The 13,019-nt window shown below is 57.9% G+C and carries 10 protein-coding genes and 4 pseudogenes; 7 read left to right on the top strand and 7 right to left on the bottom strand.

Going from position 1 to position 13,019, the window contains the following annotated elements; genetic code table 11:
- Positions 1-1,056, bottom strand: a 1,056-nt coding sequence (locus J2W23_RS31195; protein WP_307651480.1) for an ESPR-type extended signal peptide-containing protein, incomplete at its 3' end; no start/stop codon positions are given.
- Between the two features lie 271 nt (positions 1,057-1,327).
- Complete coding sequence (locus J2W23_RS31190) at positions 1,328-2,074, bottom strand: response regulator transcription factor (protein ID WP_307651479.1); 747 nt, start codon at positions 2,072-2,074, stop codon at positions 1,328-1,330.
- A gap of 736 nt (positions 2,075-2,810) precedes the next feature.
- Here J2W23_RS31190 and J2W23_RS31415 point away from each other — a divergent pair.
- Positions 2,811-3,137 (top strand): annotated as a pseudogene (locus J2W23_RS31415) (IS110 family transposase); the annotation flags it as partial.
- On the opposite strand, the pseudogene J2W23_RS31180 reads toward J2W23_RS31415, so the two are convergent.
- Both J2W23_RS31180 and J2W23_RS31175 read right to left on the bottom strand, forming a co-directional pair.
- A pseudogene (locus J2W23_RS31180) lies at positions 3,115-3,681 on the bottom strand (DUF6537 domain-containing protein). The pseudogenes J2W23_RS31415 and J2W23_RS31180 overlap by 23 nt on opposite strands.
- Before the next feature lie 295 nt (positions 3,682-3,976).
- The gene (locus tag J2W23_RS31175; RefSeq protein ID WP_307651481.1) at positions 3,977-4,108 is read right to left on the bottom strand and encodes a hypothetical protein; all 132 of its coding nucleotides are present in this window, start codon (positions 4,106-4,108) and stop codon (positions 3,977-3,979) included.
- Here J2W23_RS31175 and istA point away from each other — a divergent pair.
- Positions 4,088-4,555, top strand: a pseudogene (istA, locus tag J2W23_RS31170) (IS21 family transposase); the annotation flags it as partial. The gene J2W23_RS31175 and the pseudogene istA overlap by 21 nt on opposite strands.
- A gap of 195 nt (positions 4,556-4,750) precedes the next feature.
- Here istA and J2W23_RS31165 read toward each other — a convergent pair.
- Complete coding sequence (locus J2W23_RS31165; RefSeq protein WP_307651478.1) at positions 4,751-5,122, bottom strand: hypothetical protein; 372 nt, start codon at positions 5,120-5,122, stop codon at positions 4,751-4,753.
- Positions 5,123-6,183: 1,061 nt separating this feature from the next.
- On the opposite strand from J2W23_RS31165, the gene J2W23_RS31160 reads away from it, so the two are divergent.
- From J2W23_RS31160 to J2W23_RS31145, 4 genes are all read left to right on the top strand, one after another.
- Positions 6,184-6,930, top strand: coding sequence for a hypothetical protein (locus J2W23_RS31160; RefSeq protein WP_307651477.1), 747 nt, complete (start codon positions 6,184-6,186; stop codon positions 6,928-6,930).
- 121 nt (positions 6,931-7,051) lie between these two features.
- A complete protein-coding gene (locus J2W23_RS31155; protein WP_307651476.1) occupies positions 7,052-7,426 on the top strand; it encodes a helix-turn-helix transcriptional regulator in 375 nt (124 codons plus the stop codon).
- The gene (locus tag J2W23_RS31150) at positions 7,423-9,750 is read left to right on the top strand and encodes a phage/plasmid primase, P4 family (protein ID WP_307651475.1); all 2,328 of its coding nucleotides are present in this window, start codon (positions 7,423-7,425) and stop codon (positions 9,748-9,750) included. Before J2W23_RS31155 ends, J2W23_RS31150 begins: the two co-directional genes overlap by 4 nt.
- Positions 9,747-11,075 carry a hypothetical protein gene (locus tag J2W23_RS31145; protein ID WP_307651474.1) on the top strand — a complete coding sequence of 443 codons (1,329 nt, stop codon included), beginning with the start codon at positions 9,747-9,749 and terminating at the stop codon, positions 11,073-11,075. The genes J2W23_RS31150 and J2W23_RS31145 overlap by 4 nt, the downstream gene beginning before the upstream one ends.
- A 147-nt stretch (positions 11,076-11,222) precedes the next feature.
- Here the strand turns inward: J2W23_RS31145 and J2W23_RS31140 are convergent.
- Positions 11,223-11,507, bottom strand: a pseudogene (locus J2W23_RS31140) (hypothetical protein); the annotation flags it as partial.
- A gap of 286 nt (positions 11,508-11,793) precedes the next feature.
- Positions 11,794-12,159 carry a response regulator gene (locus tag J2W23_RS31135; protein WP_307651472.1) on the bottom strand — a complete coding sequence of 122 codons (366 nt, stop codon included), beginning with the start codon at positions 12,157-12,159 and terminating at the stop codon, positions 11,794-11,796.
- A 180-nt stretch (positions 12,160-12,339) separates the two neighbouring features.
- Here J2W23_RS31135 and J2W23_RS31130 point away from each other — a divergent pair, with 180 nt between their 5' ends.
- Entirely contained in the window at positions 12,340-12,624 is a 285-nt protein-coding gene (locus tag J2W23_RS31130) for a hypothetical protein (RefSeq protein WP_307651471.1), read from the top strand.
- The last annotated feature ends 395 nt before the right edge of the window (positions 12,625-13,019 follow it).

Here is a 13,019-nt window from a genome sequence, read left to right as displayed (position 1 = left end):
GCCTGTCGACAGGCTGGAGATACCGCTGGTTGCAGTGCTCAGACCACTGGACGTCGAAGTCGACAGGCTGTCGATGCTGCTCGTGGCCGTGCTCACAGCCGTGCTTACTTGCGCTACCGTCGCGGCATCTTGCGGCGCGGCCCCATCGGACACGTTCGTGAGACGTCGCTGAGCGGAAGTCGATCCTACCGACACCTCTGAGGCTGGCGCATTCTTTCCAGTTAGGAAGCTCGCCCCCGTCGGCCCCGTGGCGCCAGTCACGCTGCCTGCGCCCAACGCGACGCTGTCGGCATAAGCCGCATTGGCATCACGGCCGATCGCGAGCGCGCCAGAGCCCGTAGCAAGGGCCGAGCCACCGAGAGCTACTGAATTAGCAGCCAATGCTTGCGCGCCCTTGACGTTATTAATGCCAATGGCAATTGCGCCATCTGCCGTCGCCCTTGTGGAGTCGGCCGCACTCAATATGGACGCCCCCCCTCCCCCTATCGAGATAGAGTTTTGACCAGACGCAATGGATCCAGTGCCGAAGGCGGAACTGCCGACACCGCTAGCCAGAGACTCAGCACCAACGGCTGTAGCGAAATTCGCAGCCGTCGTGGCTTGATTACCAATGGCCGTAACGCCGCGGAAAGAGCCCGCATTCGCGAAAGAGCCAAGAGCCACATAACCCGTACCGCTCGCGATGGCAGCACACCCCGAAACCCAGCCATATGTACCACTCCCACTGCCTACCTGAACCCCCCCCGCGGTCATCCCAGCTAAATTGGTCGGCCCTGGGTTAGTGCGATAGACCACTCCCGAGGCCCCAGACAAACACCCCGTCGCGGTCCCTTCGGGGAATTGCACGCCAACTATTGCCGCATTGGCGTCTCCAGTCATTCCCGAAACAAACAACATGATTGCGACGCTCACCGCGTCCATCCGAAACCCAAAGGGAAACACACCCTTGCGGGGGCGCTCGACGTTTTTGCTCTTTCCCTTTCCAGCGGCCAGTTCCGATACGGCAACCCAAGCGCCCAAGGCTTCATTCCAAATGCTTTTATATGACTTATTCATTCTATTAATCCTTGAAATTACACTCTTTAACCCCATTGAAATCAAGAGTTTTCAGCCAATTCTTCATTCAATATAAAATTATTTCGAGATCCTCGAAAAAATAATAATTTTTTAAAAACAGAGGAAATTTAAGACCAAGAAATTCATGGCGGCCAATTTCAAGTAAGCCATGAAACTTCTATGCAATTAAACCGTCCTCTATTTATTTCAGAATTCCTCTGGTCGGACGCCCTGCGATTGAAAAATTCTTCCCAGAGTGATCGTTCGAATTTCATTTCTCAGGAACCGAACACAGTCTGTAGCCGCGCCCGTAAACTGCCCGCAGAATAAAACCGTTAGCCGGACATATTTTTAATTTTTTCCGCACTGAGCTAACACAGGCGTCTAGTCTTCTTGAATTTGGCAATTTATTTAATCCCTCCCATACCGTGGAATACAGCCAATCCCTGGACAGGGTGAAATTAATATTCCTAAACAGCTCAAATGCCAATTCAAACTCCAACGGCTTTAGCCTTACCTCTTCTCCTTTAAGCCAAGATTTTTTATTTTTTTTGTCGAAGCGATAACCCGCCATACAGAATCCCCTCTCTTTTGCAGTATTTCCTGCACCACGGCGCAGCAAAAAATGCAATCGCCACGCCAATTCGCGGTCACTGCAATTTAGCGGAACTGCATCAAAATTCATAGGCGCAATCGCGAATTCTCCTAGTCCCGCAAGGACGCTCAAACTTTCCTGCAAGGTAACGAACAGCAAGGACGCACCTAAATTTTCCAGCTCCCTTTTGAACTGAAGAAATGCGCTTCCTTCGTTTTTTAAAACGAACACGATGCAGTCAAAATTCCTGCCTTCGGATTCAGAATTTAAGGCCTCCTCTGGCGATCCAAAACCCACAGAAAAATAGCCGAGGACACCCAGCCGAGCTTGAAAGGAAACTCTACTATCTGGGTTTTCGTCGATCAACGCAATCAATTGAAAATCTCCGCACCCTTGATAAAAATGGGAATTCTTCAGTTCCACCGCCCTCTGATTCTGAATTTCTTTTCAATACTGGCCACCCCTTTTTTGAGCCCGACGGCTTCAGGGAATGGATAAGTACCTGGTGCTCTCCTTTTAGGTTGGGTGTGCGGATCTGCCGCAGATTGCGCCGCTGTTTCCGCGATTTGATGACCTCGGTCGCGAGCTTCTCGGCATAGATCGAGCTTGCTTGAGCTCGTCCGCTTGGCGTGGCGCAGAATTCTTCGCTCACTCGCACCTACTTCTTTATGGCGGTCCGAGACAGACCTGTACACCCGGCTATCTCCCAGATGAGCATCTGCTCGCGCAATGGGTAATATTGAGTTTATCGAAATTGTCCTATGGGACCTTAAAAATCTCAAATATTTTTATTAAATTATAGATCCAGATTAATTTTAATAATAAATGAATTTTGAAATGTCTGTTCAATTTTTTTAAACAAAATCAAAAACACCGACCTCTGATCCAAGCTAGGTAAGCGGCAGGTTCGCCCGACTGGCGGGCTGGCGTCAGCAGTTGCCTCAGGGCGTCGCGGAATTAGGAGGGGCGTCCTCTTTGAGCTTGTTGGAGTGGACAAGGCCATCACCACGGCAGTTCGCTTACCTGCGTGCAGTGATCCGGCAAGAATGTCCCAGCCTTGGAGCAATAAGATTGCCCCCTTTTGTACGAGGGGGATGACGTTGAGCAACGTTGTAGAACTCTCAACACTTCCAGGAGAACGGTCGTAACAACAGTTCGTGTGGGTCATGATCTGGTGAAGTTCTCGGTGCATGGAGTCGATGAGCACGGTGCAGACATTCCGAAAGCAGATCAAGCGCGGCCAGTTCAGCGTCTTCTTTGCTCAACTGCCCCCGCGCTGATCGGAATGGAAGCTTGCGGAGGCTTTCATCTCTGGGCACGCGTTCTCGCCGCCGTTGGGCATGAAGTGCCCATCATGGCGGTCGAATTCGCTCGCCCCTGCGTAAAGAGCAACAAGAACGACGAGCTTGACGCGGAGGCAATCTGCGAAACGGTCCGACGGCCCAACAGGCGCTTCGTCTCGTTCAAGATCGTCGATCAGCAAGCTGCTGGTTGGCTGATGACAGATCGGCGGCCAGTTCATCGAGCCGCTTATCGAACCGGGCGATGAGCGCACGCTCCGTCCGCCGCTTCTGTGTGTAGCCGAACAGGTCGAGGCCGGTGCCGCGCAGCCGCCTGTAGTGGGCCAGCTATTTCATGGCTGGCAGCATTCACGCGCCGAGGCGAATCTTGCCGAGCGCCTGGCTGTGCGCAGGGCGCGAGAGCAGTGGCGGGGCCATGTGGAATTCGAGCCTCAGGTCGCCTTCGAAGTGATCCTTCAGCTTCTGCAGGAACGCGCAGTTGGTGTAGAGGCGCGCGACCTCGTACTCGTCCTTGTAGCTCATGAGCTTCAACAGGCTACGCGCCGCGTTGCGCGTGAAGGACAGGCGCAGCGCGGATTCGGCCGCTTGCAGTGCGCGGATGCGCTTGTCGAAACGTGCGGCCCATGCGGCGTTCTGGTAGCCGGTGAGAAGGCGGCGCGCATCGGCGATGCATCGCTTCCAGCGGGCGCTCGTCAGCTTGTTGCGTCTGCGCTTGCATGGGTGCTGCACGCAACTGGTCGAGCGCGGCGGGGTCGCCCGCCGCGAGCCGCCCCAGCGAGAACGCCGAGTGGTTGGCTGCCACGGCCACGCCGTTGAGCTCGATCACGTGCATCAGCGCCTCCAGGCTCAGCGGCACCAGGCCGCGCTGCCACGCAGGGCCGGTCGCGACGATGTTCGCGGTCGGCGTTCCAGCGAGAAACTCTTCGGCTAGGCTCTGCGCATCGAAGGTCTCGGCCCGCGGCGGGCGGTCCAGTCTGGATAGCGGTGTATCCACATGCCGGTCTGGTGCCGCCCGCCTCCGGTGTCAGAAGTCCATGCCGCCATCCGCGGGAACGGCCGGGGCCTTCTGCGGTTTGGGCAACTCCGCCACCGTCGCGTCCGTCGTGAGGATCAGCCCCGCGATCGGCGCGGCGTTTTGAAGCTGTGTGCGAGCCATGCGTTCTGGCTGGTGGCATACCCGAGCCAAGGCCACGAGATGCTGTTCGACGCTCACACGGGGTCGTTCGCAGCATTGGGCGGTGTGGCACGCCGCGGGATCTACGACAACATGCGCACCGCAGTGGACAAGGTGCACAAGGGCAAGGGCCGCACAGTCAATGCCCGCTTCGCAGTGATGTGCGCCCACTACCTGTACGACCCTGACTTCTGCAACGTCGCATCGGGCTGGGAGAAGGGGCGTGTGGAGAGAACCTGCAGGACAGCCGTCGGCGCATCTGGATTGAGGCGGCCCGGCGCCGCTTCGGCTTTTCGTCGAACTCAGCGCCTGATTGGGCGAGCGCTGCCGGGCGCTGTGGAACGAGGTCCGCCATCCCGAACGCAGTCAGCGCGACCGAGATGCTCGAGCACAAACGCCCCCCACTTGGTGCCCATGCCCGAACCCTTTTGACTTCGCAACACCAGTAGCGGTCGTTACCTGCAGGCCCGACACCTCCAGCAGGCGTTCGACCAACCGCCGATGATCGGCCACCAAGTTGAGCAATGCCAATCGCTCTCGCCAGCCCCATACAGAAAACTCAATCGCCAGATGCGAATTGGCGCGAATAGCATCGCGCTTTGGAAAGGCCTGCGGATAGCCCCGTCAAAACACCAAGCTCAATTCAATACCGCACGCATCCGGCCCGGACGGATTGGCTGGCGTGGGCATGGGGCTCCCGATCTTCGCGCCATCAGGTGGGCGCAGCCGGTACTCACCGACCACCACAACGGGTGCAGTGGACATCAGCAGCTCGCACTTTGACTCTTTGAGCAGCCGGGCGGGGACTAGAGGCTTTGCGGCAGCAAATAGGCCGTCGCCCACGTTAGCCATGCCGCTCCACAGATGGAAATTCTCCATCTGCTCATCTTTTGGAGCATCCGGAGTTTTTTCGGCATCAACCGCGAGATGGCCTTCCGACTGATGAGCAAGCGTCCGCGCGCGGGACTCCAATTGATTCAATACGGATGCCAGCAATCAAATCCCCCAGATGGTTAAAAAGCAGATGAAAGCAGAAAAACCAGGAGCCATGGGACAACGTCATCAAAAAAGAGAGACCAAGCCGGCTAAAAATCACACCCAATTCCTTAGACAATTAGCCTCTATCCCCCTCATTCAAAATCAACCTTCATTTCTACGGTTGCTGGCGACCTTTTCGCTCCCGGCACTGTTTAATATGCGAGTTACCTGCCTTATCGGATTTTGACTCCTGTTCAAGGAGCGGGGGGCTCTGTGAGACCGTCCCTAGGACTACCGAAACCATCAAAGACGCTGTAGACATGGCAGATTCAGCATCGTAGATACCAGAGAAGCCGTGCAGTCGGGGGGACAGCAGAGGCAGACCAAGTACACAGCAGAAACACAGCGAAAAGACTGTAGAAACACATCCAAAACACAGTGATTTTTTTGATTCTGTATCTACTTCCCCTCTCACCTTGATGCCGCAGGTATGTAGCCAGTGTAGGGTGTGTAGGCAAACGCAGAGGTGTTGTGGCAGCCATGGCTAGGGTTGTATGCTTTTTTTTAAAGAATTACAAAAAAAGCCTACACTGCCTACACACCACACGGGTTCCCCCCACCTCTCCTCGGGAAAGGGCAAACCCAGATCATCAATAGATCGTTACCATAAGACAGGCAAAACGAGATGACGTCGGCGAGCTCGGCCTGGGAAATTTTCCGATGTTTTTCCGGGCTTGCAAAGCCGTCCTTACTCCGTCAGTTGAGTCCCCCTGCAGGGGGCTTGGTGATGGTCGCGTGCAGCCCTGAAAACAGAGCTTTTCTTGCTCACTCTTGCGTTTCTCATCCACGTCCCAATATTTGACATCGTGCCTAGTCTTGGCGATAGCCCAAGTGTGGGCAAGAGCCCTTTTCAAGGAAAATTCCTTTGGATTTGGCCCCTTGCCTACGCCCGATCTTTTGCTTTGCATTGGCGCAAATTCTCTTTTTAATTTACCACCCGCATAGCACTACAACAACCTTTAAGCGCAATAACAAGAATGGACGTTGGCGTCTTGCATTCGATCCAAAAGGACCGTTTGATGACCCACCTACCCTCCCTGTCTGATCAAATCGCCACAAAAACCAACGGCGTGACAGACGCAATGACTGACGATGCGGCTCCCGCAGCCTATGCATCTGAATTTCACGGTCAAAGAGCCATGAAAATTTGGATGCTCGTGATGCTGAGCATGGATCGCGAGCCCAAACCAGTGCTTTGCAAAGCGCTTCTCCAGGATGAACGTCTGTCCCGCGAGTTTTATCGCCGGGTACGATTTATTCGTGCGAATCTTACGATCCTTAAAGACTCTGTGGCTCCTGGTGTTCTCTATTTCAAGAATCACCCCGGATCGAAACCGTCATCCAAGGAACACGAGCAATACGTGGATGTGGTAACTGCTGTTCGAGCGCTGCGCCATCAGTTCGGCACACTGCCGTACTCGGTCAACGAAATGGAACACGCGGCGGCTGCACTTCCAATCCCGAGCGATTGGCACGATGAGACTGGCGTCTTCGTTGAAGATGGCGCGCCCAAAACTGAAGTGGCGGTATTTGAGTCACCGCAATCCAAGCCAACTCCGGCGCAAAAGCGTGTCTCGAACAATGCGAACAAGCTGCTTGCTGCCTTTGTCAAACTTCACTTTGGCGTATTGAATCGCAATTCGATTGCTGGGCATGCCAAGAGCCTCTTCACAGAATTCGAGGAACACAACATCGATTGCGGCTTGGGAGAGTTTGCCATCCGCACGCAACTTCTCGATGCGCTGAGCACCGAACAGAAACCATGATTTGAAAAGCACGGTTCTGTCAAGCGAATTCACCGTAATTCGTTTCTGAAAACCCATCTCCTTTGGAACAGTTACGAATCCAGCGCTGTTGCTGGTCGTTACTGTTCAAAGGAGATTTTTTATGGCCTCGCCCTTCCCCACGACATCGCCGCACGCGATGTTCACCCCCCAAGCTCCGTTGCATGCGGCGGCGCTCCCTGCAGCCTCGCCGGGCGCGATGCTCTCCGGCCTCGTCGTCTCAGCCGAGGCTCAAGCCTTGATCCGCCGTCCCAAGGTCTTGGCGCTTACCGGCTGGTGCAAGTCCACCTTGGCAAACCGCGTCAACGCGCGCGAGTTTCCCGCGCCGGTGTCCACGGGCGACCGCACGGTGGCGTGGGTCCAAGCCGAAGTGACGGCCTGGGTGGCTGCGCGCATCCGCGAGCGCGATGCTCGTCTCGAAAAGCAGCAGGCCTCGCAGAGCCAGAACGCCCAAGACAAGCGAGGTGCAGGAGCATGAGCCGAGCATCCCGCCTCAAGGCGCTACGGGACCCGGAGGTCAAGGACGCGCGCCGCAAGTTCAAACAACTCTTCCATGGCAAGGACCCGGCGCACTTCGCACTCTTCGGCAAGGGCGAGGTCAAGACCGCACAGACGCATTACGGTCGATTGACCAAGGACTTCGACAAGCACATCGCTGAAGCCAACGCCGGCGGCCTGAGCGTGTGCATGTCCATCAACAGCAGCCGCAAGGGCAAGCGCGAGAAGGCCAACTTCTTGAAGGTCAACGCCGTCTTCATCGACAAGGACGAAGGCGAGTTGACGGTCAAGGACCTCCGCGCGCTGCCTCTGAAGCCTCACTTGATCGTGCGCAGTTCGAAGAACAAGTTCCACGCCTACTGGTTGGTCGACGATTGCCCGATCTGGGCCTTCTCCGCCGTGCAGAAGGCGCTTGCGCAGATGTTCGGTACCGACCTCAGCGTGAGCGACATCGGCCGCGTCATGCGTCTGGCGGGCACCCTCAACTCGAAGTATCCCGACGCCCCGCCAGTGAAGATCGTGTACATGGCGAAGAATCCCAAGCCGCTGAAGCTGCGCAAGCTCATCGGCGGCTTAGGATTGAAGCTGGATGTCGCAGTTCTGGAGCAGCTGGAATCGGAATGGGCGAATGCGCCGACCGAGGAGTTCGAGCCTCCTGTCCCGAGTCTCGCGCTCGCACCGAACCTGGATACCGTCGTCGGCCAAGGCAAGATCGAACAGGAGCGCATCCTCGCCGCGTTGGCCGTGATCCCGGCCGACGACCGGCAAACCTGGCTGTGCGTTGGGATGGCCTTGCACCACTGGGATGCGTCGGACGCTGGCTACACCGTCTGGGACGCTTGGTCGCGCACATCGACCAAGCACGATGCCGATATCCAGCGCAGCACTTGGGACGCTTTCAAGCCCAAGGGTGGCGTGACGCTGGGTTCGCTGTTCTACCTCGCCAAGTTGGAGCAAGAACAAGTGCCCGACGAGAAGCTCAGCTTTGACGAGTCATCACTGGCTGAGCAGTTCTGCCAGCTGTACGCCGATACGCTGCGCTACGACCCGAAGGCGGGCCAATGGTTTGCGTTCGACGGCACGATCTGGGAACCCGGCTCCCACCGCCCCCAGATGGCGGCGCGCGAGATGGTCGCAACGCTGAAGCTGGCGCGCGGCGGCGGCTTAGCCGACAGGCTGCGCAGTTTCGGCACAGCCACCGGGCTTAAAGCTATCGTGAAGCACGCCGAGCTGCTGTCCGGCATGCACATCGATGCAGGCACCTTCGACAGCAAGCCCGACCTGCTGGCTGTCAAGTACGGTGTGGTCAACCTGCGCACTGGCCACTGGCGTGCGGCCACGCCCGCCGACGGCATGTCGTTTCGCTCTCCGGTGGCTTACGATCCGACGGCCAGCTGCCCGATCTGGGACACCTTCATCCGAGGAGTGGTTCGCGATGACGAGGAATTCGCGCGCTACTTGCAGCGCGTCCTTGGCTATTCCCTGTTCGGACATGCGAAGGAACAAGTCTTCTTCCTGGTGATCGGCCCGGGCGGCAACGGCAAGGGCGTGCTGATGCGAACGATCAAGGCGGTGCTGGACCAGTACGCGCACGCAATCGCGCCGAACGTGCTCTCACGGGCGTATTCGGGCAATCCCAACTCACCCAGCCCAGCGCTGGCGCCGCTGCAACGGGCGCGCTTCGTGGCCTGCACAGAGCTGCCGGTGGGCGGCCTGGACGAGGCCTTCGTGAAGCAATTCGCGGGCGGGGACCAGTTGTCGGCCCGACCGACCTACGGTGACCTGGTGACCTTCACGCCGCCAGGCAAGCTGTGGTTGTCGACGAACACGATGCCCCAGATCGAAGCCGGCCATCTGGCAATGTGGCGTCGCCTAGTGCCATTGCCGTTCGAGGCCAACTTCCGCGGCAAGAAGGCCGACCCCGACTTGGAAGCCAAGCTGGAGAAAGAGCACGCGGGCATCCTCGCGTGGCTGCTGCGCGGGGCGGCGACGTACGCGCGCGATGGCCTTGGCGAATGCAAGGCCGTGAATGATTGCCGCAAAGCCTTGAAGGCAAGCGCTGACTCGGTGCAGGCGTGGCTCAATGAATGCTGCCGCGTCGATGCCGGTGCCCGGGTTGCCGCCGGCGAGGCCTTCGCGAGCTACGTTCAGTACACACGTGGTGCCAAGCGCAAGCCGTTGTCGAACAAGGAGTTTCCGCCACGTGTGGAAAAGAAGGGCTTCGCGCACAAGCGCCGCAGCGAAGGCAATTATTTTTTCGGTTTGCGACTGCTCGACAGCCATGCGAAAGGAGGCTACCGATGAATCGGCCTTCCGGTGAAGCCTGCGGCCTGGCTGGTCCCGATCGATTCCGTCGCTCGGTCACAAGAGTCCGCCAAGGCACTGACAGCAACGGGCGGCTGCTTGATCTGATCGTCATTGACGTGAAGAGACCCGGCAGCCACAGCGTGCACGGTTTGTCGCGTGCGGACCTGTTGCAAGGACGGCTGAGCGGACTGATCGACCTGTGCCGGGAGATCGGTGCGCTCGACGGAACGACAGATTCATACCTTGCCGAGATCGGCGCCCACCTCGCCGACTACATCGCGGAGCCCGTTGTGGTCCTTCGACATGCTGGAGTCTGGCAGGTCACAGGGCCAGAAGGCGGGGCATTTTCCTGCCTGGCGTGGCGAGGCAAGGTCTACCTTCTTTCAGAAGGGGCCTCGGTCAAGCCTGTGCATGTCGAAGACGGCCCTATGCCCCCGCCCAGCTGCGGCACCGTCGCTGACTGGAACGCCAACGTGGGGGTGCACTTCAAGGGCAACGATTACATGATCGTTGCGCTGGGTGCCGCACTGTACGCACCGCTGGTGAGAATCCTAGGTCTTCCGGCGCTCTCGCTGCTGCTCGTCACCGGCCGTCACCGCGAAGTGGGCGCTCTGCAATCAGCGGTGCTGTCGATAGTTCGCCCCGGTGCTCCGCGCTCGCGTGACAAGACCTCGATACGCGGGCTTCGGCAAGACATCGTGAACCTTGCCGACCAGCCGGTGATGTTTCGGGACGTCCGAGGCGCTCGCGATTGGTACCGCCTGAATCAGCTGATCACTGAAATCGCCGTCAGTGCAGACGCGGGAGCAGGCTCGGACGGTATCGCCGACGGCCCGATCTCGTGTGGCCTCATCGTTTCGAGTTTTCAGGGCCTGCCCGAGCATCGACCAGAATGCCGAGCGAGTCGCGAGTTCGGCCCATCGTTGCGCGCGCATGTGATGGAGCTGGAGCTGCGAGCGCCGCATGGCGCGTTTCATCAGCTGCCCGAGGGATTCGATGCAGTTCGTTTTTCAGCGTACCTGAACGATGTCAGCAACTGCTGCTATGGCGCGATATGGGACAGCTACGTCGAGGCCCTGGTGACCCGGACTGCCGAAATTCGGGAGACATATGAAGTAGAGTTTTCAGAAATCATGAAACGGACCGAGGTTTTCGCTGAGAGCCTTGAAGAGGTGACGCAGCAGATGCTCGTCGGCTATACGGGTTGGCACGCAGCAACCCGGCTTGCCATTCGCCTCGGGCTCATCGAACCCACACCAGAGGACGTGAGGTCAGCATTCAGTCGCGTTCTAGCCGAGTACGTCGAAAAACGTCGGGATTGAGGTCGAGCCATACCCAGCAAAGCGAGGTTGACCAAGCTCGTCATACGCCCGCACCCACCTCGTGTTGGGTGCGGGCTACCCAAAAAGCCTTTGAAAACGCACCAACCGACGATAACCACAGGCACGTAAACACCCAGTTATCGGCAGTTAGGCACAAAATTCTTCACGCCAGCTGCCAGCAGCGAACGCCAGATCGCCGATCGCGACGGCCCGTATCGCCGCTACCGACTTGCCGCTGTTCAGCCGCCTTTCTGCCAACCACACGCCAGTGCCGTCGTGCACGAGGGTACGTTCCAGCTGCAGCCATGTGCGTGGCTCGTCCCATAGCGGCTGCGTGACGACGGTCCTGCGGGCCAGTCGCTCCTGGCCCGTCAGCGTGGCCAACTCCCGCTCAATGCGGTAGCTCCTGGCGATGCGTTGCAGCGCTTCGGTGGCAACGGCGCGCCGCGACGGCCTGCATCCTCTACGCCACTGGGCTCAGGCCTCCGGTGAGCGTCCAGCGCCCCCATCTTGACTGAGCTGCTGTGGTGGAGTGGCTCATTACATGGCGGCAAAGCCAGCGAACTTCCTCCTACTGTTCAGGCCTCCGGCGTGACGACCATTCGGCACGCCAACCACCAAGGTGGTCCCCTGGGCGTAGCGAGGCAATGACGTCATCGTCATATGCCCCCAATGACTCTCAGCAAATGCGACGCGCTAGATCCCGACAGATCCAGGTTCACGGCAAGTTGCACCTGTCAAAGAACAGGTCGAGTTCCTTTGACTTGTCAAAAATCGCGTCGGCACCCAGTTCCAGGCTGCGGCGCCGCATTTCCTCGGTGGGGTAGTTCGTCAACACGACCACGCGCTGATGGGCCAGCCGCCCTTGGCAAGCGCGCAAGACGGTGAGGCCGGATCCTTCACGTAAGAAGAGGTCCACCACTGCCAGCTGCCATGTGTGCTTGCGACTTTCAAGGATGGCAACGGCTTCGCTTGCCGTCTCCGCGATGGCCACTACGTCCACGTCGGCAAGCTCCGCCAGCGCTGAAATCAAATTCTCTCTAATGACCTTGCTATCTTCGACCAGGATGGTTGCGAGTGGCATAGCGATTGCGCAAGGGCGCCATGTCAGTGTGTGGTGCATTGGGTTGAAGACGGAGCCGTCACCGTTTATACGGACAAGTCACGCCACGTTTGTAGGCCTAAAGCTCAACTTGTTCGCTGCGCTTTGGCAATCTCGGATTTTTGGCTAGCATCAGTGCGGTCGCTCGATCCAAGGAAAGCCATGCCCAAGCAGACGCCACTTTCAAGCACGAAAAAGACGGCCAGCCTTGCCAAAGCGCTGAAAGAAAACAAGGAGGCGACACAGGCAGTTGAAAAGGCTGCAGACGACCTTGCGGTTGTGCACGCCGTTTTAGACAGCGAGTTGCCGAAAGAGGTCGTGTCATCCGATGTGGATCGTGCGGTCGAGCAGACAAGTGAACTCGAAAAACAGCTCAGTGCGTCCAGCGAGAAGCTGAAGAAGGTGAATGAGTCACTGGAACGAGAGTTGACTAATAGCAAAGCTTAGTTGTTGGGCCGACGGACAAAGCGTGGCCCCAGAGCGCAGTTGCACGCAGTCACTTCCGCCCTACGCCCTCCACCTGACTTCGTTCGCTGCGCACTTCATCGAACGACAATTCGCGCAAATCTTCATCTCTCGATCACCGAAGAGAAAACTACCGATACCCGTAGTTTTCTTCCGCCGACTCTCGCTCCAACATTCGGTGCTCTTCATCCGCCCGAATAAGTCATTCCGAGGTGAGCCAATGATGACCAGGACAGAGTTCAATGGATGGGCCCAAGCTGCCCGACTGCGCAGGACTGCAACCGTAATAGTCCGACGAAGGCCGTCCTTGCCTGATGCGCAGGCTGCAGGAAGCATCTGATCCGAATCGCAGACCCGCTTGGAGGTGTGCGCTAAAG

Source organism: Variovorax boronicumulans (assembly GCF_030812215.1).
Lineage (GTDB): Bacteria > Pseudomonadota > Gammaproteobacteria > Burkholderiales > Burkholderiaceae_C > Variovorax > Variovorax boronicumulans_C.
This window is presented reverse-complemented; position numbering and strand designations above follow the sequence as displayed.

Bases quoted from the DNA above. Each gene is read 5' to 3' on its own strand.
- J2W23_RS31175 (WP_307651481.1), bottom strand. From the start codon at position 4,108: ATGGCTCGCACACAGCTTCAAAACGCCGCGCCGATCGCGGGGCTGATC.
- J2W23_RS31160 (WP_307651477.1), top strand. From the start codon at position 6,184: ATGACCCACCTACCCTCCCTGTCTGATCAAATCGCCACAAAAACCAAC.
- J2W23_RS31155 (WP_307651476.1), top strand. From the start codon at position 7,052: ATGGCCTCGCCCTTCCCCACGACATCGCCGCACGCGATGTTCACCCCC.
- J2W23_RS31150 (WP_307651475.1), top strand. From the start codon at position 7,423: ATGAGCCGAGCATCCCGCCTCAAGGCGCTACGGGACCCGGAGGTCAAG.
- J2W23_RS31145 (WP_307651474.1), top strand. From the start codon at position 9,747: ATGAATCGGCCTTCCGGTGAAGCCTGCGGCCTGGCTGGTCCCGATCGA.
- J2W23_RS31135 (WP_307651472.1), bottom strand. From the start codon at position 12,159: ATGCCACTCGCAACCATCCTGGTCGAAGATAGCAAGGTCATTAGAGAG.
- J2W23_RS31130 (WP_307651471.1), top strand. From the start codon at position 12,340: ATGCCCAAGCAGACGCCACTTTCAAGCACGAAAAAGACGGCCAGCCTT.